We start from the raw sequence: 24259 nt of genomic DNA, 5'->3' as shown, positions 1-24259 counted from the left end.
TTTTGCTTTCTATTTAGGGGGCATTTTCTCTAAATAATCAAATTGATAAATTCAAAGCAGGTGATAGTCATGACCCACTTTAATATTTACGGAAAATATGAACCAACTCTCAATATAATTTTAGATAATATAATTTCACAGATAAAAACTTATAATGATATGGAAGTGCAAAAAAGTGGCGAAAAGGCCTATGAACACTTGATTTATCGTGTAAAAAATAAAGATAGCATGCTTGAAAAATGCACTCGCAAAAATCTACCGCAGACAACTTATTCTGCTCTACATGATATTCAAGATGCCATCGGTATTCGTATCATCTGTCGCTTTATTGATGATATCTACAAAAACATTGATTATTTAAAATCTCTTCCTAATTTAAAAATAATCAAAGAAAAAGATTATATAAAAAATGTAAAACCAAATGGTTATAGAAGTTATCATTTAATAGTTGAAATCACTGCTCCCTATGAAGATATTCTAGGCAATAACCCTGGTAAATTTTTTGCTGAAATTCAAGTTCGCACCATTGCTATGGATAGCTGGGCTAGTCTAGAACATCAAATGAAATATAAACATGACATCAAAAATCCAGAATTAATCGTAAAAGAATTAAAACGTTGCGCTGATGAATTAGCAGCTTGTGATGTTTCTATGCAAACTATTAGAAATTTAATCAACGCTGAAAATTAACTACATTATAAAAAATAAGGAGTATCTTTATGAAAATACTATTAGCTGAAGACGAAAAAGATATGTCTAGTGCTTTGACTGCAATTTTACAACATTCAGGCTATGATGTAGATAGCGTTTATGATGGTCAAGCCGCTATGAAAAAAGCCTTAGAAAATGTATATGATTGCCTAATCTTCGATATTATGATGCCTAAAATGAGCGGAATTGACGCATTAAAAATAATCCGCCAAAAAGGAAATCTTTCACCCGTGATTATGCTGACAGCTAAATCAGAAATAGATGACCGCATTACAGGACTTGATGCTGGCGCTGATGATTATCTAATGAAGCCTTTTTCTGTTGGCGAATTATTAGCTCGTATACGCTCTTTAACTCGCAGAAATACGCAATTTTCACCACTGACTCTATCTGCTGGCTCTGTTCATTTAAATATCGAAGAACAAAATTTGTCTTGCAAAAACTCCATAAGTTTAAATCACAAAGAAACTAAATTAATGAAGCTTTTCATGACTAATATGGATAAATCATTATCCACTAATCATATATTTTCTGCAATATGGGCTGATGAAATAGATGCTGATGAAAATATAGTATGGATATATATCTCTTATTTACGCGAAAAATTAGAAGCCATCAATGCCGATATTCAAATTTTCGGGCAAAAAGGACAAGATTTTTTACTTACAAAAAAATAAATAATTAAAGAGTGTATCTATCATGAATGTAATAAAAAAACTTCGCCGAAAATTCATCTTAATCTCTACCGCTACAGTAACAATTATTGTTATTGGTGCCTTAAGTCTTGTCACAAGTGTAGCTTATATCAGAATAAATGCTCAGATTGATTCATTTCTTATCTATATTTCCCAAAATAATGGAAGAATTTCTGAACATAAATTACCACCAAATACTACATGGTTTAGTGAAACGGATTGGACAGGAGATACACCTGATTTTCCCTACCAGCTCCGCTATTTTAGTGTTCTTGTAGATGACCAAAATTATATAAAAGAAATAAATATAAAAAATATCGCTGCTTTTACAGAAACAGAAGCCATTCAATATGCACAAATGGCTGTACAAAAAGATAAAAGTAATGGTATTTTCAAAAAAGACCGTGCTAGCTATGCTTATCAAATTACAAAATTGCCAAATAATGATACCTTAATTGTCATTATGGACTGTACTCGTGATATGGCTATAATCCAAGACTTTATCCAAGATTCTATTGAATTAGGTCTAGTGTGTATTATTCTCTATATCATCATCTTAGCAATTTTAAGTAAACTAGCGATAAAACCATTCATTCGCAATATGGAAAATCAAAAAAGATTTATCACTAATGCTGGTCATGAATTGAAAACGCCTATAGCGATAATTTCAGCCAACACAGAAGCTATTGAGCTAATCAACGGCAAAAATCAATGGACAGAAAATATTTTAAAACAGATACAACGCTTATCTAAATTGATTAATGAATTAATCACCTTATCCAAAATGAGCGAATACTCTACAGAAAATCTTTGTTTTACTTCTACTAATTTTTCTGAAATAACCATTGAAGTGGCTAAATCTTTCCAACAAATGGCTACAGACCAAGAAAAATCTTTAAAATATCAAGTTAAACCTGATGTCTCTATTTTATCTGAATATAAATATCTATATGAATTAGTAAATATTCTTATCGATAATGCAGTAAAATATTGTGATGATAAAGGTCTTGTCGAAGTAAAATTATCTCAATCTAAAAAAACAGTAACTTTATCTGTAACCAATGATTATATCGATGGCAAAAATATTGATTACTCGCGTTTTTTTGAAAGATTTTACCGTGAAGATACTTCTCATAGCAGTGAAAAAGCAGGTTATGGTATCGGACTTTCCATTGCAGAAGAACTTGTAAAATTATTAAAAGGCACCATAAAAGTCAGTTATAATAAAGGTAAAATTACTTTTATTGTAAAATTTACTAACTAAAAATAACTCTATATAAATAAAAGGATAAATAGAAAAATCTTCTATCTATCCTTTTTTATTATCCATTTTATATTTTATGCTAAATTATATCATTGATATAAATGTAATAATTTCACTTTGATAATTCTTTTTACAGATTCATCTATACGCTCTTGACTAATTTCACCACTATTAACAGCGTCCAATAGACCAAGATATACTTCTTGTTGATGTTTATACTCATGGCAAACAAGCACGATATCTGCACCAGCTTTTACAGCTTTTACACCAATTGACCTAAAATCATTATGATTTGCTACTGCACCCATTTCCATATCGTCAGTAATGATTATACCTTTATATCCAAGTTCATTGCGCAATAAATCAGTCATGATTTTTGAAGATAAACTAGCTGGATATTCTTCATCAAGTGCAGGATATTTTAAATGTGATACCAAGATAAAATAATCATTCGGTTCATTTCCATCAATAATAGTTTTAAATGGAAGAATATCTTCTGCCATTAAAACTTCTTTTGCAACATCAATGCTAGAACTATCTACATGAGAGTCCACTCTTCCCTTTCCTATGCCTGGAAAATGTTTCAAACTATATATAATATTTTCTTGTTGATAGCCCTCAGTCGCTGCTCTTACAAAATCTATTACTGTATTTGTATTATACTATATGAACGTTTATCATTAGAACCTACATCAGCAACTGGCGCAAAATTCACATTGATGCCCATATCTTTTAGTGATTTAGCTGTTTTTATAGCCCATGTTTTAGCTTGCTCAATATCACCTGTTGCCCCAATTTCTTTTTGTGATGGAGGTGGCGTCAATTTTTCTGCCATACGCACTACATCTCCACCTTCTTCATCTATACCGATAAATAAAGGAACTTTTTCATTTGATTGAGCTTGTAAATCTGATGTTAATTGTTTTACTTGCTCAGGACTTTCCATATTCCTATCAAATAAAATCACGCCACCCATATGGTACTGATTTAACATATATAAACTATCATCATCAACTTTTGTCCCTTGAATACCAATCATCACCATTTGTCCAAGTTTTTCTGTTTGGGACATAGACTCAACTGTTTTGTCTACTTTTTCATCAATAGTTAAATTCTCTTGCTTAATTTGTTGCTTATCTTGTATGACTTGCTCATCATCATTAAAAATACTTCGATTATTAATCCCTAATATTGCTAAAACAATAACTATAATTATTACAATGCCAATAATTTTTTGTTTACGCATTTAGCATAAATTCCTTTCTCTTTGTTAAAATAAAAAATACTTCTGATTAAAAACAATCAGAAGTATTTTTAATATATATTAGTCTCTTACAATACGAGCCATACGAACACCGAAGAAGTAGTTCATAACCCATTTAAAGATAACTGTGCAGTTTGTTAATGGACCAGCAAGTCTCAATACATGTACTGCCATCCAAGCAATCCATGCAAATAAACCTTTAGATTTCATAACGCCTTTGAACATTACAGCGTCACCTGCACCGATTGTTGCCATGCTACCTAAATCTTTGTAAACGAAAGTTTCTTGTTCTTCACCTTTAATAGCATGCATAATATTTTTTACTGTAGTTTCTGCAGCTTCATATGCAGCTGGTGCAATTGTTGGAAGTGGACGACCATCTTGTTCAAAATGAGCGCTATCACCAATAGCATAAATATCTGGGAATCCTTTTACCTGTGTTGTTTTTTCTACAATTACACGGCCTGCACGGTCAACTTCAGCACCAAGAGTTGCTACAACTGGCTGAGCTTTAACGCCTGCTGCCCAAATTACAGTACGAGTTCTAATTTTTTCTTCTTTTTCACCACATTTTAATGTGATATATTCGCCATCATAATCTCTAACTTGAGTATTTAAACGAACATCTACTTTTTTACCTCTTAATACATCTACTGTATTATTGCGAAGAGCTTCTGGCATCATTGGTAAAAGTTTATCAGTAGCTTCGATTAATTTAATATCAACATCATTCATATTAAGATTATGATAATCTTTTTTCATGCATTTATATACAAGTTCAGAAATAGCACCTGCTTCTTCAACGCCAGTAGGGCCGCCACCAACAATCATAATTGTCATAAGTGCTTTTTTCAAATCTTTATCATTTTCTACACGAGAAGCACGTTCAAATGTACGAATAAGATGATTGCGAAGTAATGTGCTTTCGCGTAAAGTTTTCATTGGATAAGAATGTTCTTCTACAGATTTCATACCAAAATAATTTGTAGTAGCACCTGTAGCAATAATTAAATAATCATAGCTGATATCCCCATGACTAGTTTTTACAATTTTATTTGCAGGATCAAATCCTGTAGCTTCTGCCATAAAGAAATCGATGTTTTCATTTTTCTGGAAAAATGCACGAATTGGATAAGAAATTTCATCTTCAGATAAAATAGATGTCGATACTTGATATAATAGCGGTTGGAATAAATGATAGTTATGTTTATCAACAATAGTAACATCTACATCTTTGTCTGCTAATAATTTTGCAGCTTTAATTCCACCAAAACCTGCTCCAAGAATAACAACATGTGGTCTTGTTCCCTGATTTTTTCTAGGCATTATTAAATCTCCCCCAAAATTCTAATCATTATTTGTGAAATTCTTCACAATACCCCTAAAATATACCCCAAATAAAACGAAATAAAAAATAATATTTGTGAATAAATTCACTTTTTGTATACAACAAAATAATATATTTATCTCTATGACTTATACAATAACCTTTTATTGTAAATTTGTCAAGTTAAATTCAAAATATTTTATAATATTTTTACAATAAGAATGTTTTATTTCATTTTTGTTATAGGATATGATTTTTCTGCTCTATTCTTGAAATTTATTTTATATTTTCTAAAATAAAACAAGCCTTTTCTCAATATATCTAAGAAAAGGCTTGCTTCTTATAATTCGCTAAAATATCTTACAATACCATTAAAAATACCTTTAGCTGATTTTTTTACACCATCATCTGATTTTAAAATGGCTTCTTCTTTTGGGTTAGAAACAAAGGCAACTTCTAATAATGTAGCTGGCATCTGGGTATGTTTAACCACATAGAAATTACTTGTTTTTGTACCTCTATCATATGTTCCTATTTGCTCAATAACGCCCTCTTTTATATATCTAGCAAGTCGTTCACTATTGCTACTACCATTTACATAATAATAACCTGTAGTACCTTGAGCTGATGGCGATGTAAAGGAATCTAAATGTATACTTACAAATATATCTGAATTTGTTTTATTTCCTACATCTACACGCGCTTGCAATTCTTCCACATCGGTTGCAGGCTGTGGAGCAACATCTGTATCTGTTTTTCTTGTTATATATACTTTTGCTCCAGATTGTTTTAACATTTCTGCTAGATTTAAGCCAATACGTAAAGTTGGGTCTTTTTCACGTACTCCAGTTGGTCCAATTGCTCCAGAATCACTGCCACCATGACCTGGGTCAATAGTAATTCTCTTACCTTTTAACACGGATTTTGCATTTTTATCAATATCAAAATCTTCATTAACTCTATAGCTAGTATCATTGCTACTGCTACTTGTAGAACTTCCTGTAGTAGAGCCTATTGCAGCATAACTAATGTTACCAAAATCCATTGCTACTCTATAAGGTGTTTCTCCACCTACAATACCAAAAATATCATAACCAGATTTTTTTACATCAGTTTCTACAACAACTCTTACTACATTATCTTTAAATTGTGCAACTCTTACTTTGCTAGCATATTTACTATTGATATCTACTTCTTTTTCTATATTCTTAGCCAAAGCAGCATCATTTAAATCTATAACTACTCTATCAGGTGAAGATAATGCAAATGATTGATAATCTACTTCTTTATCAGCATCAACTACAATACGAACTTTATCGCTATTATTACTAATTCTTAAATTCTTTATTGTAGCCGTTTCGCTAGCTGCAAAAACCATACTTTGCATACAAAGCAAAGTAAAAAGACATACTAAGGAAAAAATATATAAACTTTTTCTCATTACGTATTTTACCTCGTACTAATATTATATTTCGCTTCTAATTTTTTGAAGCCCCATGTTAATATAAATGTCATAAATAAATAAAAAATAGCTGCTACTAAAAACGGTGTCATATCAAATTCTCTTTGTACTATAGAACGAGCTACTCTTAGTAAATCATTCATAGCCAAGATGTAAATAAGTGAAGTATCTTTCACTAAATTTATAGTTTCATTACTTACAGGTGGCAATACTATGCGTATTACCTGTGGCAAAATAACATGTCTCATCATTTGTGGATAATTCATACCTAAAGCTTTAGCAGCTTCATATTGACCCTTATCGACAGATTGAATCCCCGCTCTAAAAATTTCAGCAAAATACGCTGCATAGTTCAAAGAAAATGCTAATAATGCAGCTGCTATATCAGGCAAACGAATTCCAATCATTGGCAATGCAAAGTAGACAAATAATAATTGTAACATAAGTGGTGTACCACGCATTAACCAAATATATACCTCTGTCAAATATCTTATTGGTTTTATTGATGATAATCTAGCTAAAGAAAATAGCATACCTAACGGCACCGATAATACCAAAGTAATAAAGAAAATCTGTAGTGTTACCTGTGACCCTTCTAACATCGGTAATACTATTCTTAAAAGGTTATCCATAAAATTTATCAACTCCAAAACTTACTTGCTCATTAAAATCCCAGTATAGTTATTTTACAACAAAGATACATAAAATACAAAGATTAATTATTATTATCTCAAAATATATTTGCCTTACTTATATAAAAAAATGTATAATCTATATAGGCAAATTTTTAGTAAATAAATTAATAATATTAATATTAAAAAGAAAAGAGGTTATTTTATTGAGAAAAAAAATTAATAATGTAGTAAAAAGCAATGTTGAATTACTTACTTCCCCTTTTATGACATTCTTTCGTCATGAAGCTTCTAGTGGTATAATACTTTTACTTTTTGCTATATTAGCATTAGTGCTAGCTAATACGAGTTTATCCACTTTCTACAATGAAGTTTTAAATACACAAATGCCATTAGGTCCAGCCAAATGGCATTTAGATTTAACTATACTTTATTGGATTAATGATGGACTCATGGCAATTTTCTTCTTTGTTATCGGTCTTGAAATCAAACGTGAATTTCTCTTTGGTGAATTAAAATCTTTATCTGCCACCATCTTACCTATAAGTGCGGCTATTGGTGGTATGATTGTTCCAGCGATTTTATATTATCTTGTAAATATGGGACAAGATACTGTTTCTGGTTGGGGAATTCCTATGGCTACAGATATCGCCTTTTCCTTAGGTATCTTAGCAATCGCTGCTAGTGGTGCACCTCGCAGTATTGCCATTTTCCTCACAGCTTTAGCTATTGTTGACGACTTAGGTGCTATTATTGTTATTGCTATTTTCTATAATTCTAATATATCTTTTGCTGCTTTAGGTATTGGTTTAGTTGCACTTTTAGGTGCTTTTATTCTCAATCGCTTAAATTGTAGAAATTTCCTTCCTTATTTATTAGTAGGTTTAATCGCTTGGGTTGCCTTCTTAAATGCAGGTATTCACCCTACAATCGCTGGCGTATGTTTAGGTATGTTAATTCCTGCTGATAATAAAAACCATGAAAATTCTTTACTCCACAAACTAGAACATAAACTTGAACCATGGTCAGCTTATGCTATCATGCCTATTTTTGCTCTAGCAAATGCTGGTGTTACTGTTGAAGGCGGTATTTCTGATATTCTTTCTCCTATTGGTATCGGTATCATCTTAGGTCTTTGTATTGGTAAGCCTCTAGGTATTTGCGGTGCAGCTTTCATTTTATTTAAATTAGGTTTTGCTAAAATGCCAGAAGGCGCTAAAACTACTCAATTAATTGGTGCTGGTTCTTTAGGCGGTATAGGTTTCACTATGTCCTTATTTATCGCATCTTTGGCATTTGACAATGCCTCTTACCTTGCTAGTGCCAAAATCAGTATTTTATGTGCTTCCGTATTATCTGGTATTTTAGGGGTAATTATATTTAAAACTTCTAAACTATTCAAAGCCTAAATATTATGGTAAGCTATTAATAATATAAATTCTATTAAGAAGGTGCCCTTATTGTGTGAAATAACCAATGGAATAAAAAATGCAATTGTTAATATAAAAATAATTGGTGTTGGTGGTGGTGGTAATAACGTAGTAAAACGTATTGCCGAAAACACTGATTTAGATTTAGACTTAATTGCAGTTAATACCGACCACAAACAGTTAAAATCTTTAACAAGCGATAATATTACAAAAATTCAAATAGGTACAACTTTAACTAAAGGTCTTGGTTGTGGTGGTAATGCTAACTTAGGTCATGAAGCAGCCGAAAATGATGCTGAAGTGATTAAACAAGCATTAAAAGGTGCTGATATGGTCTTTTTAACAGCAGGACTTGGTGCTGGTACTGGTACTGGTGCATTACCTGTAATCGCTAAAATTGCCCACGATATGAATATCTTATCAGTCGGCGTAGTAACTGTACCTTTTACTTTTGAAGGAGCACGTAAACAAAAATTAGCTGAAGCTTCTATCAAAGAATTAATGCCTTATATGGACGCATTAATCACTGTTCACAATGATAATTTATTAAAAATCAAAACAAGCACTAAATTAACACTTTTAAATGCTTTCCGCATGGCTGATATGGTACTTCGCCAAGGTATACGCTGTGTAACTGAATTGATTTTAACAGTAGGCGTTATCAATGTTGACTTTGCCGATGTAAAATCCATCTTCCAGCAAAGTGATCATCCTGATGCACTCTTGGGTATTGGTGAAAGCAGTGAAAGTGCTGTAGATGCTGTAAAAGAAGCTATTAGTAGTCCTTTAGTAGAAAGAAGTTTATCTAGTGCTCGTGGTATTATTTTAAATATCAGTGGTAATTCTTCTTTATCCTTGTATGAAGTAAATGAAGCTAGTAAATTCATCAATGAACATACTCATCCAGATGTAAATATTATTTTAGGAACAGTAATCAATGATAATTTAGGCGACAAAGTTCGTGTTACTATCATTGCTACTGATTTTTCTGATAATGCTTCACCAAATGAAGAAAAAGCTTCTACAGAAAATAAAGATACTGCAACTAAAGCTACAACTGATAATACTGTTAAGCCAAAAACAGATGATAGTTTAAAATTACCAGATTTCATGAATAAAGAAAAAGACAATAAAAAAAGTAGCTTTTCAGCATTTCCATTTTTCAACTTTAAAAACGATATAAAATAAAATTTACTTTATCAAAACTAAATGCACTAAATAGACTAATCAAATTGAAATTAATCTGTTTAGTGCATTTTATCTATTAATGAGGAGAAATCTATGTTAAACCGTTTTAGCCGTACAGAATTATTATTAGGCGAAGAAAATATGTCTAAATTAGCCCAAAGTAAAATTGCCATCTTTGGCATTGGTGGCGTAGGCTCTTATGTGGCAGAAGGATTAGCTCGCTGTGGTATTGGTGAATTCATTTTAATTGATAGCGATGATATATCACTAACTAATATCAATCGTCAAATACATGCTCTTGAAACAACTATTGGTCAGAAAAAAACATTAATGATGAAAGAGCGCATACTATCTATCAATCCGCAAGCAAAAGTTACAACTATAGAAAAATTATATACACCTGAAAGCAATTTTTTCAATTGGGATGACGATTATACCTACATTGTTGATGCTGTAGATGATGTAAAAGCTAAAATTAATTTAATTGTAAATGCCAATAAACACAATCTGCCAATTATGAGTTCTATGGGCACTGCCAATAAATTAGACCCACAAAAATTCGTAATTACAGATATCTATAAAACACATACTTGTCCTCTTGCTCGCATTATGCGCAAAACATTAAAACAACAAGGTATAAAAAAATTAAAAGTCCTTTATTCTACAGAGGAACCCTTTACTAATTATACTGTAAATTTTAAAGAAAATACCTCTAAAGATAATAGTCCTGCTTCTACTCGTAAACAGCCTTTAGGAAGTATTTCTTTTGTGCCACCAATCGCAGGCTTAATGATTGCAGGAGAAATCGTCAAAGATATTTGTCAAATAAATAGATAAAATAAAAAAGCATTAAAGCTGGAATGATATGCACCCAAAATATTGGACATATTAATTAGGCTACTAATTGAAACTTAATTCTGTATTCTACAGGACTAAGTCCTTTTAGTTTTATCTTTATCCGTTTTGTATTATAATATTTTATATAAGATTTTAACTCTTTTATAAAATCTTCAACGGATTTGAATTTTTTTAAATAGAATACTTCGCTTTTTAGCAAACCAAAGAAATTTTCTATTACGGCATTATCTAAGCAATTGCCTTTTCGGCTCATGCTTTGGATAATGCCTTTTTCTTTTAATAACTTCTGATACCTCTTATTTTGATACTGCCATCCTTGGTCTGAGTGTAGAATTATCCCTTTTGTTTCTTTTATCTTTCTTGTTGCATCTTCTACCATATCTAATACTTGCTTTAGTATTGGTCTTTTCGATATTTTATAACTTATTATTTCTCCGTTATATAAATCTATTATTGGTGATAAGTATATTTTTTCATTACATAATGCAAATTCTGTTACATCTGTTGCCCATTTTTCGTTTGGTTTTTCTGCTTTGAAATTTCTATTTAATATATTTTTAGCTATTTTTCCTTCTTGCCCTCTATACGATTTGTATTTCTTTGCTCTTACTTTGCATGTTAAATTTTCTTCTTTCATCAATCTCATAACTACTTTATGATTGATTTTTATTCCTTGTTTATGCAGCTGCATAGTTACTCTTCTATATCCATATCTTCCATGATTTTTATTACAAATATTATGAATTAATGTTTTTAATCCTTTATATTTATCTTCTCTAGATAATTTTTTTAATGCATCATAATATGTGCTTTTAGCTAATTTTGTATAGTTTAATAGGGCTTTTAGAGTATATTTTTTCCTTAATTTAGCAATTACTAAAACTAGTGTCTTCCTTCCTTTTCCCATTGCTTCATTAAGGCATGCCACTTTTTTAATAGGTCATTTTCCATCCTTAATTGATAAACTTCTTGTTCCAATTTTTCAACATAAGAAAGTTCTTTTTTAGGTTTGTTAACTTTGTATTTAGATTTAGATTTTTTCATAGATGGTCTACCTCGTTTCTTAGCAAGTAAGCCAGAAAAGCCATAAGAATGATACAACTTTTCCCATGTAGAAATTGTACCAGTATTAGGAATGGAAAATTTGGCTGCTGTTTGATTTAATGATAAATGATGTAGCCATTTATATTCAATAACTTTTTGCTTAAAGATAGGAGTATATTTACGATTTTTATGAAGAAGTTGTGGAATACCACCATGTTCATAATGAGATATCCATCTGCAAAGAGGAGCTATATCTGGCATGTTTAGAATTTTAGCTACATGAGAAATAGAATTTCCTTTTAAAACCATTTTAATTGCTTTAACTTTAAATTCATTTGAGTATTTAGTCATAAAAAAACTGCACCTCCAAAAGTTGTTTTTTGTCCAACTTTTGGGGTGCAGTTCAGAATTAATCCAAACTTTAATGCTTTTATTTTTAACCTAAATTATTATTTAGATAATACACGTGCTAAGCGTACTAATTCTGGGTCTAATGTTTTGTTGTTATTTACAGAATCATGAAGGTCAATAGCTACAACTTTACCTTCGTTGATACCAAATACAATATTAGACTGACCATTGAGAAGTGCTAAAGCAGCTTTTTCACCTAACATACTAGCTTTTACACGGTCTTCAGCTGTTGGAGAACCACCACGTTGAACGTGACCTAATACAGTTACACGAGTATCGATACCAGTTTTTTCACCGATTTCTTTACCGATATCTACAGCACTGCCTACACCTTCAGCAACAACAACGATGCTATAACGGCGACCATTGTCATAAGATGTTTTGAGTTCATCACAAATTTTGTTAAGGTCATATTTAACTTCTGGAACAAGAACATATTCTGCACCACCAGCGATACCTGCCATCATAGCAAGCCAGCCACATTTACGACCCATAACTTCAAGAACGATGATACGACGATGAGCAGATGCTGTATCACGAAGTTTATTGATTGCATCTAAGATAGTGTTTAATGCAGTATCAGCACCGATAGTATAATCAGAACCCCAAACATCATTATCGATAGTACCAGGAAGACCAACGATTGGCATACCTAAATCGCTTAATAAAGAACCACCAGTTAAGCTACCATCACCACCGATAATAACTAAACCTTCAATGCCATGCCTTTGAAGAATTTTAAGAGCTTCTTTACGAGTTTCTTCTTGTTTGAATTCTGGGCAACGAGCTGTACCTAAGAAAGTACCACCACGTTGGATAATATCACTAACGCTTTGAGAATTTAATTCTACTATACGATCTTCAAGCATACCTTTGTATCCATCATAGATACCAAATACTTTTACTCCTTCATAAAGAGCTGTACGAACTACCGCACGAGCTGCAGCATTCATTCCTGGGCTATCTCCACCACTAGTCATGATTGCAATAGATTTTAACATATCAAATTACCCCTTTTCTTCTTTGATATACAATATAATGCATATTATTAACTATATAGAAATGCTTATACTAAAATATAAACATATTCACAACTTTTTAAATATCTGTATTTCCATCTACAGTATGATTTAATTTTACTAATACGCGCGTAATACGAACTCTATCTACTTCTTCGACAAAGAATTCATCATCGCCAAAGTTAGCTTTTTGACCTACACGTGGAGGAGTATCTACCTGCGTAGAAAGCCAACCACCGATAGTATCTATATTTTCTTCTTCAATATTAGTGCCAAACATTTCATTTACATCATCAAGTAACATTTTCGCATCAAGGGAATATAATTTCTCTGTACGTTTTTCTACTGTTGGTCTTTCTTCATCAAATTCATCTTGAATTTCACCAACAATTTCCTCAACAATGTCTTCTAAAGTAACCATACCAGCTGTACCGCCATATTCATCTACAACAATAGCTAATTGTAAACGTTTTCCTTGCATAAGTTTTAACAAATTACGCACTGGCATAGATTCTGGTACGACAGTAACTTCTCTTAATAATGACCTAATATCAATATTTTTGCGCGCATATAATGGATTTAATAAATCTTTTATATGCAAAAATCCTACTATATTATCTTTATCTTCAATACAAACAGGATATCTTGTCATCTGTTCAGTCAACGCTTTTTTTACATTTTCATCAAAAGAGTCTTCTAAATACAGACAAATCATATCTGTTCGAGGGATCATAATCTCTCTAACTGTAAGATTAGATAAATCAAATACATTATCTACAAAAGTCAATTCTGTTTTATCAATATATCCATGTTTATGACTTTCTTCCATCAACAAGCGAATTTCTTCTTCACTATGAGCTTCTTCACCTTCACTTGCCACTTCAAAACCAAGGCGAATTATTACCCAGTTAGCTACATGGTTTAAAATCCATACAGCCGGCCACATAATCTTGTGGAAAATAAGCATTGGTATAGAAATATTAAGCGTTACAGTTTCTGCTTTTTGAATAGCCATAGATTTTGGTGCTAATTCACCTAAAATGATATGCATTGCTGTAATGAGAGAGAAACCTACCACAAGTGCTATAGAATGAGCAAAATCTTCGCCAAAGCCAAAGAACTGCACAACAGGTACTAATAAAGCTGCAACAGCTGGCTCACCAACCCAACCTAAACCAAGGGATGCAAGTGTTATCCCTAACTGTGTTACTGATAAAGATGCATCTAAATGGTCTGTGAGCTTTTTGGCATATTTAGCTCGTGTATTACCTTCTTGTAAAAGCGTTTCCAAACGAGAAGAACGAATTTTTACAAGGGCAAATTCCGCTGCTACGAAAAAACCATTCATAAACACTAAAAATACTACTAAAATTAATTTCAACAGAACTTCAATTAGCTCCAATAATTAATTACCTGTATCAACTATTTATACTAACATTGAAACAGGTAATTCACCTCCTATATTGTATAAATTTAAATCTAGTATAATTATATAAAATCATAAGTTATTTTTCAACTTTTTCTTTATCTGAATATTTTTACGTTGTACTTACTTTTAATTTACATTTTAGTATAGTTAATAAAAATTCTTTAAATAGATTTAAAAATTCATATACTAGTTCAACGTATTTTGAGCTTTCTATATCACAGGAATTCCATTATTATCATCATAAGTAGCTGTACAATGAGGATAATTTGAGCATGCCCAAAACCAACCATTTTTACCGCGAATTCTACGTAAATTGCCTTCTTTACAACGTGTACATAAATATTTTGATGTAGCTTTAGTATTTTTATTTTTCTCTATAGGCATTGCTGAAAATTTTTCTTTAGGAGCAAAATTCATCTTTTTCGTATTTTCTCTAGCGATTAAATCCCAAGCTGAAATCAATTGATTATCTTGCTGAAATATCTCATTTTGCCCAGATTTTATATAATTTTTATCACTATTATTATAACTCATTTGTCGATAATTATTGAATTTAAATTTTGTTTTTTCTATATCTGGCTTGCCATCTACATCATTACAAGTCATACGACAATTAGGAAAGTTAGAACAGCCCCAAAACTCACCATTTTTACCTTTGCGTTTTACTAAAATACCTTGATTACATCTAGGGCATTTATATTCATGCTCTTGTACCAAAACTGTCTTTGTTGCTTTAATACATAAATTCTGCGTAAATTCTGCCTGTTTAGCTAAAAATTCTTCAATTGTTCCCTGACCTTCAGATAAAGAATGAAGATAATCTTCCCAAACAGCTGTAGAGTCTGGATATGTCATTTCATCTGGCAGTGCATCAATTAAAATATATGCCGACTGTGTTGGCACTAAATATTTCTTTTTACCTTCAAGTTGTAAAAAATTTCTCTTTACTAAATCTTCGATAATAGTTGCTCTTGTCGCTTCTGTGCCAATACCATAAATATCTTTTAATTTTTTCTTAACTTCTACATCTTTTACATATTTATGAATATCTTTCATACCTGCAAGCAGTGTCGAACTTGTAAAGCGAGTTGGTGGTTTTGTAGATTTTTTATCATATTCGCCTTTTACATATTCTACTTCATCACCTTTTTTCATAAGTGGCAATGAATTTTGTTCTTCTTTTTCTTCATTATCTTCTTTTTTATCGTCTTCATTTAAAGATTTTTCTTTATTATTTTGCACATATAATTCTTTCCACCCCATCTGTTTTACGACTCTACCACTTGTTACAAACAATTCTTGCATATATTCTATGCTGATTTTAGTCTGGTCATAAATATGAACTGGATAAAATTGTGCTATATATGCTTGAGCTATTAAAAAGTAAATATTTCTTTCTTCTATGGTCAAACTCATTAAATTGACCTTTACCTTTGTTGGAATAATCGCATGATGCGCTGTAATTTTTTTATCATTCCATGCTCTACTTTTCGTTTTTAAATCACATTTTTTTGCCCAATTAGCCAATTGCTTTTCATTGATATTATATAAATTCTGCAAAATAATTTTAGCATCACTAAACTGGCTTTGTGGTAAATATTCACAATCAGAACGTGGATATGTCGTCAATTTTTTCTCATATAATTTTTGTGCAGTATCTAATACTAATTGCGGGTCATATCCATATTTTTTACCTGCCAAAACTTGCAAACTAGATAAAGAAAATGGCAATCTTTGTACTTCTTTTTTCTGTGCTTTTTGATAAGCTGTTATTTTTCCTGCTTCTGTTTTTTGAGCAAATTTACCGATTAAAGCTTTAGCTATATTTTCATCAATTAAACGATTTTCAAAATCTAGTCCCGCCTGTGTATCTTTAGGCTTCCATGTGGCACTAAATTCACCATTTTCATTAGCAAATATTGCCTTTATCGTGAAATAATCAACTGGTTTAAAATCTTTTAATTCGCGTTCTCTGCGGACAACTAAAGCAAGTGTCGGTGTTTTTACTCTACCTACAGCAAATACACCTTTTTTCCCAGCTCTCCTTGCTGCTAAAGTATATGCCCTAGACAAATTCATACCGATAAGCCAATCTGCTCTTGCTCTAGCTAAAGCAGATTTTTTTAAATTCAAAAAATCTCGATTATCTCGCAAATCTTTATTAGCTTTTTTTATACTTTCTTCATCTAAAGCATTTAATAAAATTCGCTTTACAGGTTTTTGACAATTTAAATAATCTAAAACTTCATCAATCAATAATTGCCCTTCTCTATCAGGGTCGCCTGCATGAACTATTTCATCAGCTTTATCAATAAGATTTTTAATAATACCAAATTGCTTTTTGCAAGACTCATCTATAATCATTTTCCACTGTTTTGGTATAATCGGTAAATCTTCAGCTTTCCAATTTTTATATTTAGCATTGTATTCTTCTGGCTCAGCTTGACGCAAAATATGACCAAAAGCCCATGTTACAATTCCATCTTTAGTTATTAAATATCCATCTTTTCTTTGCACAGGACCTGTCAAACATTTTGCAATCTCTGCTCCCATACTTGGTTTCTCAGCTATATATAAACGCATAATTTCATCTCCTAAATTACTTGAATTAATTAAAAATAAAATTATAAATCGCTACAAAAACAAATATAGTCCATGCTATGAGAAAAATTCCACAAATAGCTAAAAGCCAAGGCATTTTCGGCCCTAAATAATCTGCCTGTGCTTCTGATTTTGCTCTAACAGAAGCAGGTAACATCTGAAGCATTGCATATAAAATTCCCGGCACAACTACTGCATCATCTAATAATCCCAGTCCCGGTATCATATCTGGTAAAAAATCAATAGGACTTATAAGATATAAAAACGCTATAATTGTCATTGTCTTTATCATCTTTGGTGTATTTCTATTAAATAAAGCTGTAAATAAAATTAAAATATCTCTTCTACTTGAACTGATAAACGATATAATTCGTGTAAACATTTAAAATTCTCCTTAATAAAAATAAACTTATAAATTAAATCAAAATATCATCTATAAAATAAAAACTCTATATTAAATATTAATTATTATACTTAATATAGAGCTTTATGTGAACTATAATTTATTTTTCTATTTTTTCTTCTACAGATACTTTTTCTTCAGGAAAAACTATATCTGCTTCAAACATACGTTGCCATGGAAATCTTATTTGCGCATCAGCCACATAAGATTGACCTTCAAATTTTTCTAAGCCATAATCAGCTATCATTTTCTGTAAAGCTTCTGTAGCTAATTTTTCTGCTGGTAAAGTTCTAGTTTTTGTATTACCATAATCGCCTTCACCAGGCATGGAATTTAATCTATTCGCTACAGCTTGTCTGATATTTGCTTGATAGAGCCAATCATCTAAATAACGGACTTCAAGCATTTTTAAAATGCCCACTCTATCTGTATAATTTGCTCCCATGCCCATAGCCAAAGCATAACCAGTACTATTTGTAGGTGTATTCCAACCTGAATAAGCATTTAATTTATCTAATAAATTCTTACCATATAAACTAAACATTAAAGCATTATCAGAACCATTGCCAAATGTGATATCGCCAATACCTACTTTTTTATTAGCCTGTACAGCTTCATCGACCATATTGACAAAATCTATGATATTTTCATTTGGTATATATACATTATTTAAATCATTAGCAGCACCTGTTGTGCCGTCAAAATTAGTATTAACCATGAATACTAAATCTGCTCTTTTATCGCTATTGACTTTCATACCGCCAGCCATTTTGATATGAGTCGCTATAGAATTTTTAATTGGTTCATTAGAATATGCTGGTATCGTATTTTCTCCTGTACCTTTAGCATAATGAACACTTACAAATGGAATATCACCTTGTAAATTATTCACTGCTCTAGTCAATAAAACATAACCAATTTCATCAATTCCAGCTACTGATTGATATTTCAATTCACCTAAATCACTGCCATAATTATCAAGGGCGCGACGTTCTTTATTGGTCTGTGAATATTTAGCATTATCATCACAACCTAATGCTAAATAAGTAATCACATCATTTCTAGCTAAATCAATTAAATTCTTACTTACTAAAAAATTACCTTGTCTACGAGAAAGCCAATCATCTAGAGCTGCTTTTGGTATTTTTTGTTCATATTGTTTTAACTGTTTTCTTTCTTTATGTGTTAGTCCATCTTGTTCTAATTTATCAGTCAATGCAGTATAACGCGCAATATCTGTACCATATTGAGCATAATAATTTGCATCTTCACTACCTGACGCTTCACTTGTTTGAGGTGTTCTCATAATTGAGCCAAATACATATAATTTCATATTTGGATTTGCTTGATGTATCTTTTCAAAATTATGCACTCTAGCTAAAACAACATCTTCACTTAAATTATGTTTTCTTGAAGCAACAAGACTACCATAAATCATAGAGTCTGAAGATATTACTGCTGCATCAGCTTTTTTTGCATTTTCTATCACCCATTTAGATAACTCTTCTGGTTTTGCATAAGGATTTTCTCTATTACCTAAGAGTTCTTCTGGTGGTGTCAATACTTCATATCCTAAATCACGAATATTATCCGCTGTCTGCTTAAAAGAAATCGGTCTATTATCATGGGGTACAAAAATAATAGTTTTATTTAAACTAGCAAAAACAACATTCGGTACATAAACTACTATCATCATCAAAAAAAGACATAATAGTTGTTTTAAATATTTAAACTGCACTTTATCACCTCATTAATTATAAATATCTTAATCATAATAAATTATATCATAATTTCAATCATACTAGAAAAGCCTGCAAAATAATATGCAGGCTTTTTCATTTAATATTTTAAATGCTTTTTCAATACTGTTTCATTTAATTTATTACCAGAAACATCGAAATTAGCTTCAAAAATTCTATTCCATGGCATTGTTATCGAAACATTTACTGCTTCATTAAATAAATTTAAATTATCACTTACAAAAGAACGCATTAATTTTGTACCATATTCTTCAATATATGGTCTTTTTGTATCTCCTATAGTTAAATAATCACCACTACCTGGCAATAAGTTTAAATAAGAGTTTACACTTTGACGAACATTTGCTTGATATACCCAATCATCTAAATATCTAGTCAATAATAATTCATTGCGCTTATCTTGGCTTATCTGATTGCCTACAATTCCCATGCCTAATGCAAAACCAGTGCTATTAGTCGCTGTATTCCAACCAGCATATCCATATAATTTATCTAATAAATCTCTATCTTGTAATTGTTTCATCAAAGCATTGTCTGCTCCATTAGCAAAAGCAATATCACCTACAGCCACATGATAGCCTGCATTGACAAAGCTTTCTATATCTTCAACAAAATCCATTGTATTATATCTTGGTTGAAGCGTATTTACTGGAGTATTAGCATCATATGTCCAGCCACTGCGATTAGTATTTATAAACATTACTAAATTAGCTTTTTTCAAATCATATGTTCTAATACCACCGATAGCCGTTATTTGACTTGTAAGTGTATTATCTATAGACTCATCTGAATATGTTGGCACAGTTGCTCCGCCATAACCAGAAGCATATTTTATATAAACATATGGCTTATAATTTTCTAATTCATTAACAGCTCTAGTTAAAACTAAAAGCCCAACTTCATCTAAACCAGTTAAAACTTGAAAGCGATTATTTTTTAATCCTAAACTATTTGCATATTCTCTCAACTCATTACTTTCTCTATGAGTCTGCGATAATTTAGAATTATCATCTTTTCCTGTTGCCATATACACTACATCATTATTTTTAACTAAATTTATCAATTTTTTATTGACTTCCACATTTGTTCTGCGACGGGAAAGCCAGTCTTTTAAAGCAGCCTCTGGTACGCCTTCTCTTAGAGTTACTTGATAACTTTCATTTAATCCTGAAATATCGGCATTATCAATTTTTGTATAATTAGCTATAGCTTGTCCATATTTTACATAGTATTCTGGCTCTTCTGTTCCTGAAGAAGCTCCATCTTTTGGCGTTCTCATAATAGAAGAAAATACATATATAGGCATTTTAGGGTGCGTATCATGCAACTTTTCTATATTTTTTACACGTCTTAACAATAAATCTTTTGGTATATGATGTTTTCTTGAAGCTACTAAGCTTCCATAAATCATAGCATCAGAAGATATTACTGCTACTTTATCTTTACCACCATTTTCCACTAACCAACGATTAATTTCTTCTGGTCTGCCAGCTTTATCTCTATCACCTAATAAATCTTTTGGTGGCATCTCTACAGTATAACCCATAGAACGGATTACTTGTGCTGTTTGATCGGAAGATATCGGTCTATCATCTTGAGGCACATACAAAATTACTTTTTTCTCATCTTTAGCAAATACTTTTTCTACATTAAAAATATTTACTAAACAAACAACTAAACAAATTCCTAAAACTAGTTTTTTCCAACTCCTAGAATACAAAGTTTACACCTCTCCACTGCCAAATAGCGTATTATCTTCTCTGCTTTTTATTTTCTTTCATATTCTTTTTTTGCTCTTTAGTTAAAGTTATTCCTGCAGCTTTTAAATCTTCAGGTTTCACCTGATCAATAATTTTTGTTAAAAGCTCTTTTCTATGTTCTTTTTCATAATCTAATATAGCTTGATAAAAATTATAATCTACATCTTTTACACTCATTGTATTCATATTTTGAGTTGGTCTTTCATAATTAACATACAAAGAGTTATATCCTTGGTCTAAATATACACATTCTGTATATTCTACTGTTTTATCTTTTATATTTATTCGCAAATATTCTGCTACACCAGATAATTCATCAAATCTATACGTGCTTAAATTTCTCCATTGTCTTTTCATTATCACATCTTGAATTTGCATATTATCAAAAAGTCTTACTGTTGGTACAATTAAAATATTCGTGTCGGCATCGCCATCTGCTCCAATTTCATAGGTCATAGCATCTTTATTAAAATAATAACTTGAACGAGGTGTTGCCTGTACCCACTGAAAAACTTCTTCAGATAACGGTTCTGTCGCCGCAAAAGAATTATTTATTGGAAAACTAATAACAGTCATTAAGCTTAATACTAAAATAAAAAGATATCTTTTCACTATATTTCTCCTTTCTTTAATATACAAATAACTATCTAACTATATAATGATATCATATTTAATATTCAATTTAAAGATAATAACTATTATTATTAAATTTATACTAAAAATTTTTTCACAATTATGGTATTATATGATAGTATACAAAATAAATCTCAGAAAGGTTTTGTCATGTCAATAAAAGAATATTTTAAATTTGAAGAACGAAAAACTTCTTATTTTACTGAAACCCTTGCTGGTTTTACTACCTTTTTAACTATGGCATATATCATCATCTTAAATCCTAGTGTTCTAAGCCAGACAGGTATGGATTTTAATGGTGTATTTTTTGCCACAATAATTGCAACTATTGTCGGTTGCTTATTCATGGGAATTTTTGCTAACTACCCTATAGCGATTGCTCCTGGACTTGCAATGAATGCTTACTTTAGTTTTGTTGTAGTAATTTCCATGGGAATTCCTTGGCAAGAAGCTTTAGGTGCTGTATTTATTTCCGCTTTAATCTTTTTAATCCTTTCATTGACATCATTTCGTCAAGCTGTTATCAACGCTATACCAGCTTCAATGAAAGAAGGTATCAGTGCTGGTATCGGTTTATTTATCAGTTTTGTCGGTCTTCAAAGTGCTCATATTATTGTATCTTCTCCAGCTACCCTAGTTACTCTTGGTAATTTTACTGACCCTGTAACTTATATGTCACTTATCGGTTTATTTATAAGCATTATTTTAGTGGTAAATAATGTACGTGGTGCTTTGTTTTTAGGCATGATTATTACCTCTATATTATCTTTCCTTTTTGGTTATATCAGCTTACCTGATACTATTTTCAGTATACCTGAACTCGGTAATACATTTATGCAAATGGATATCATGGGAGCTATTTCTCATAATCTTTATACTATAATTTTTACATTTTTCATTGTTACTTTATTTGATACTACTGGTACTATGCTTGGTATTGCCAAACAAGCAGGATTGATGAAAAATGATACTTTTCCTAATGTAAAAAGCGCTCTTTTAGCAGATTCTATCGCTAGCCTTGTTGGTTCTATTTTTGGTACAAGCCCAACATCTGCTTATGTTGAATCTGGTTCTGGTGTAGCTAGTGGTGGTCGTACTGGTTTTGTAAACGTCATCATTGCTTTATTATTCCTCTTGATGCTTTTTACAGCTCCAATCGCTAAAGTTTTATCCACTGTTCCAGCAGTTACTGCACCAGCATTAATTATTGTTGGTTTTTATATGATGAGCAGTTTATCTCGTATAAATTGGGACGATATGCAAGAAGCTTTTCCTGCTTTCTTGATTTTTCTAATGATGCCATTATCTTACAGTATCACTGATGCTGTTGGTATCGGTATTATCTCTTATTGCTTAATAAAAATATTCTCTGGAAAAATTAAACAAGTTCACCCTCTACTTTATGTATTTATGCTTTTGTTTATTATCCAATTTGTAGTCTTAAGCAATTAAAAATTTAATACTTAAGGAGGTCCTTTATCTTCTATGTTTTTTCGCAAATATAAAATTCTTGGTAGTTCTTTAATTGTCGCAGCTTGTATCAGTATTAGTTTTCCTAGTCAAGCTAGTATGACTCCTATGCAAAATAATTATACTTTAAAGGGCTTAAGTCAACATCAACAACGCGAAACAAGTGCTGTTATTGCTTTAAAAACTGATAATGATGATAATACTTTTGATAAAAAAGAAACATCTAATCACTCTGTATCAGAAAAAATCGCTGCTATTTTAAAAGGCGACTCTGATAAAAAAGAACAAAATAAAGTAGTAAATTATGGCAGTTCTTCTATCATGGGTTCAGCTATTGCAACTCGTGAACAATGCGTAAATTACCTGCTCAAAAATAACCCAAATCCTAAAATTACAGTTTCTGCTGAAGAATTAGTTGATTATTATTATGAAGAAGCTGGCAAAGAAGGAATTCGTCCTGATGCAGCTTTTGCTCAAGCTTTAAAAGAAACAGGATTTTTTAGATATGGTGGTACAGTAATACCTGACCAAAATAATTATTGCGGTCTAGGTACAACAAGTGCTACTGTAAAAGGTGCTTATTTTGAAACAGCTCGTATTGGTGTTAGAGCTCATATTCAACATTTATTGGCTTATGCTTCCGTTAGACCTCCTCGCGAAGATGTAGTAGACCCACGTTATTCCTTAGTTCGTGCCGTTTATTCTACATCAACAATTGATACATGGCCTGGTTTAAATGGTCGTTGGGCAGTTCCTGGAAATAATTACGGACAAGAAATTCTACAAATTTTAGATAATATTACAGAAGAATAAATAAAAAGAGTTGAAATATATACTTGAAGATTTTCAAATTAATATTTCAACTCTTTTTTATTAAAAATTTTAAGCTCATCAAAAA

21 protein-coding genes are annotated in these 24259 nt (G+C 31.3%); 8 read left to right on the top strand and 13 right to left on the bottom strand.

Annotated features, from left to right (window positions below; translation table 11 throughout):
• Positions 1-69 precede the first annotated feature (69 nt).
• Genes GXM21_RS02475 through GXM21_RS02465 form a run of 3 tightly spaced genes read left to right on the top strand, consistent with a single transcriptional unit; the run spans position 70 to position 2670 of the window.
• Positions 70-690 (top strand): GTP pyrophosphokinase, encoded by a 621-nt coding sequence (locus GXM21_RS02475; RefSeq protein ID WP_008538764.1) that lies wholly within the window; start codon positions 70-72, stop codon positions 688-690.
• 29 nt (positions 691-719) lie between these two features.
• A complete protein-coding gene (locus tag GXM21_RS02470) occupies positions 720-1388 on the top strand; it encodes a response regulator transcription factor (RefSeq protein WP_008538765.1) in 669 nt (222 codons plus the stop codon).
• Positions 1389-1410: 22 nt separating this feature from the next.
• A complete protein-coding gene (locus GXM21_RS02465) occupies positions 1411-2670 on the top strand; it encodes a sensor histidine kinase (protein ID WP_008538766.1) in 1260 nt (419 codons plus the stop codon).
• 89 nt (positions 2671-2759) lie between these two features.
• Here the strand turns inward: GXM21_RS02465 and GXM21_RS13115 are convergent, their stop codons facing one another.
• From GXM21_RS13115 to GXM21_RS02445, 5 genes are all read right to left on the bottom strand, one after another.
• A complete protein-coding gene (locus GXM21_RS13115) occupies positions 2760-3266 on the bottom strand; it encodes a glycoside hydrolase family 3 N-terminal domain-containing protein (protein ID WP_276324477.1) in 507 nt (168 codons plus the stop codon).
• Positions 3267-3313: 47 nt separating this feature from the next.
• Positions 3314-3916: a glycoside hydrolase family 3 N-terminal domain-containing protein gene (locus tag GXM21_RS13110; RefSeq protein WP_008538768.1), complete on the bottom strand. Its 603-nt coding sequence runs from the start codon at positions 3914-3916 to the stop codon at positions 3314-3316.
• A gap of 78 nt (positions 3917-3994) precedes the next feature.
• Positions 3995-5260 carry an NAD(P)/FAD-dependent oxidoreductase gene (locus GXM21_RS02455; protein ID WP_008538769.1) on the bottom strand — a complete coding sequence of 422 codons (1266 nt, stop codon included), beginning with the start codon at positions 5258-5260 and terminating at the stop codon, positions 3995-3997.
• A 341-nt stretch (positions 5261-5601) separates the two neighbouring features.
• The gene (locus tag GXM21_RS02450; protein ID WP_008538770.1) at positions 5602-6702 is read right to left on the bottom strand and encodes an N-acetylmuramoyl-L-alanine amidase; all 1101 of its coding nucleotides are present in this window, start codon (positions 6700-6702) and stop codon (positions 5602-5604) included.
• Between the two features lie 8 nt (positions 6703-6710).
• A complete protein-coding gene (locus GXM21_RS02445) occupies positions 6711-7355 on the bottom strand; it encodes an amino acid ABC transporter permease (RefSeq protein ID WP_008538772.1) in 645 nt (214 codons plus the stop codon).
• A gap of 206 nt (positions 7356-7561) precedes the next feature.
• Between GXM21_RS02445 and nhaA the strand changes: the two genes are divergently transcribed.
• The 3 genes from nhaA (at position 7562) to GXM21_RS02430 (ending at position 10810) form a co-directional block, all read left to right on the top strand.
• Complete coding sequence (gene nhaA, locus GXM21_RS02440) at positions 7562-8764, top strand: Na+/H+ antiporter NhaA (protein WP_008538775.1); 1203 nt, start codon at positions 7562-7564, stop codon at positions 8762-8764.
• Positions 8765-8815: 51 nt separating this feature from the next.
• Complete coding sequence (gene ftsZ / locus GXM21_RS02435) at positions 8816-9973, top strand: cell division protein FtsZ (protein WP_008538777.1); 1158 nt, start codon at positions 8816-8818, stop codon at positions 9971-9973.
• 93 nt (positions 9974-10066) lie between these two features.
• Complete coding sequence (locus GXM21_RS02430) at positions 10067-10810, top strand: tRNA threonylcarbamoyladenosine dehydratase (protein ID WP_008538778.1); 744 nt, start codon at positions 10067-10069, stop codon at positions 10808-10810.
• Between the two features lie 55 nt (positions 10811-10865).
• On the opposite strand, the gene GXM21_RS02425 is transcribed toward GXM21_RS02430, so the two are convergent.
• The 8 genes from GXM21_RS02425 to GXM21_RS02385 form a co-directional block, all read right to left on the bottom strand.
• Positions 10866-12226, bottom strand: a protein-coding gene (locus GXM21_RS02425; protein ID WP_370762767.1) for an IS3 family transposase whose coding sequence is annotated in 2 segments (ribosomal slippage) — positions 10866-11723 and positions 11726-12226 — 1359 coding nt in all. Because the reading frame shifts where the segments join, the coding sequence is not laid out codon by codon here.
• Positions 12227-12324: 98 nt separating this feature from the next.
• Entirely contained in the window at positions 12325-13287 is a 963-nt protein-coding gene (gene pfkA, locus GXM21_RS02415) for a 6-phosphofructokinase (protein ID WP_008538781.1), read from the bottom strand.
• Between the two features lie 97 nt (positions 13288-13384).
• Entirely contained in the window at positions 13385-14707 is a 1323-nt protein-coding gene (locus GXM21_RS02410) for a hemolysin family protein (RefSeq protein WP_008538782.1), read from the bottom strand.
• A gap of 237 nt (positions 14708-14944) precedes the next feature.
• Positions 14945-17317: a DNA topoisomerase 3 gene (locus GXM21_RS02405; RefSeq protein WP_008538783.1), complete on the bottom strand. Its 2373-nt coding sequence runs from the start codon at positions 17315-17317 to the stop codon at positions 14945-14947.
• A gap of 25 nt (positions 17318-17342) precedes the next feature.
• Positions 17343-17717, bottom strand: coding sequence for a YkvA family protein (locus tag GXM21_RS02400; protein WP_008538784.1), 375 nt, complete (start codon positions 17715-17717; stop codon positions 17343-17345).
• Positions 17718-17838: 121 nt separating this feature from the next.
• On the bottom strand, positions 17839-19476 hold the full coding sequence (locus GXM21_RS02395; RefSeq protein WP_008538785.1) for a DUF4127 family protein: 1638 nt from the start codon (positions 19474-19476) through the stop codon (positions 17839-17841).
• A gap of 101 nt (positions 19477-19577) precedes the next feature.
• A complete protein-coding gene (locus GXM21_RS02390; RefSeq protein ID WP_008538786.1) occupies positions 19578-21218 on the bottom strand; it encodes a DUF4127 family protein in 1641 nt (546 codons plus the stop codon).
• A 31-nt stretch (positions 21219-21249) separates the two neighbouring features.
• Positions 21250-21870 carry a hypothetical protein gene (locus tag GXM21_RS02385; protein ID WP_008538788.1) on the bottom strand — a complete coding sequence of 207 codons (621 nt, stop codon included), beginning with the start codon at positions 21868-21870 and terminating at the stop codon, positions 21250-21252.
• A 171-nt stretch (positions 21871-22041) separates the two neighbouring features.
• On the opposite strand from GXM21_RS02385, the gene GXM21_RS02380 reads away from it, so the two are divergent.
• On the top strand, positions 22042-23343 hold the full coding sequence (locus GXM21_RS02380) for an NCS2 family permease (RefSeq protein ID WP_050900410.1): 1302 nt from the start codon (positions 22042-22044) through the stop codon (positions 23341-23343).
• Positions 23344-23376: 33 nt separating this feature from the next.
• Positions 23377-24174, top strand: a complete 798-nt coding sequence (locus GXM21_RS02375; RefSeq protein ID WP_008538791.1) for a glucosaminidase domain-containing protein — start codon at positions 23377-23379, stop codon at positions 24172-24174.
• Positions 24175-24259: the final 85 nt, after the last annotated feature.

The organism is Megamonas funiformis, assembly GCF_010669225.1.
GTDB classification, from domain to species: domain Bacteria; phylum Bacillota; class Negativicutes; order Selenomonadales; family Selenomonadaceae; genus Megamonas; species Megamonas funiformis.
The sequence above is the reverse complement of the archived record's forward strand: the minus strand, read 5'-3'. Positions and strand labels throughout refer to the sequence as shown.

What these genes read in the sequence shown, in the direction of transcription:
- GXM21_RS02475 (WP_008538764.1), top strand. Translation starts at nt 70, where the DNA reads ATGACCCACTTTAATATTTACGGAAAATATGAACCAACTCTCAATATA.
- GXM21_RS02470 (WP_008538765.1), top strand. Translation starts at nt 720, where the DNA reads ATGAAAATACTATTAGCTGAAGACGAAAAAGATATGTCTAGTGCTTTG.
- GXM21_RS02465 (WP_008538766.1), top strand. Translation starts at nt 1,411, where the DNA reads ATGAATGTAATAAAAAAACTTCGCCGAAAATTCATCTTAATCTCTACC.
- GXM21_RS13110 (WP_008538768.1), bottom strand. Translation starts at nt 3,916, where the DNA reads ATGCGTAAACAAAAAATTATTGGCATTGTAATAATTATAGTTATTGTT.
- GXM21_RS02455 (WP_008538769.1), bottom strand. Translation starts at nt 5,260, where the DNA reads ATGCCTAGAAAAAATCAGGGAACAAGACCACATGTTGTTATTCTTGGA.
- GXM21_RS02450 (WP_008538770.1), bottom strand. Translation starts at nt 6,702, where the DNA reads ATGAGAAAAAGTTTATATATTTTTTCCTTAGTATGTCTTTTTACTTTG.
- GXM21_RS02445 (WP_008538772.1), bottom strand. Translation starts at nt 7,355, where the DNA reads ATGGATAACCTTTTAAGAATAGTATTACCGATGTTAGAAGGGTCACAG.
- GXM21_RS02430 (WP_008538778.1), top strand. Translation starts at nt 10,067, where the DNA reads ATGTTAAACCGTTTTAGCCGTACAGAATTATTATTAGGCGAAGAAAAT.
- pfkA (WP_008538781.1), bottom strand. Translation starts at nt 13,287, where the DNA reads ATGTTAAAATCTATTGCAATCATGACTAGTGGTGGAGATAGCCCAGGA.
- GXM21_RS02405 (WP_008538783.1), bottom strand. Translation starts at nt 17,317, where the DNA reads ATGCGTTTATATATAGCTGAGAAACCAAGTATGGGAGCAGAGATTGCA.
- GXM21_RS02400 (WP_008538784.1), bottom strand. Translation starts at nt 17,717, where the DNA reads ATGTTTACACGAATTATATCGTTTATCAGTTCAAGTAGAAGAGATATT.
- GXM21_RS02380 (WP_050900410.1), top strand. Translation starts at nt 22,042, where the DNA reads ATGTCAATAAAAGAATATTTTAAATTTGAAGAACGAAAAACTTCTTAT.
- GXM21_RS02375 (WP_008538791.1), top strand. Translation starts at nt 23,377, where the DNA reads ATGTTTTTTCGCAAATATAAAATTCTTGGTAGTTCTTTAATTGTCGCA.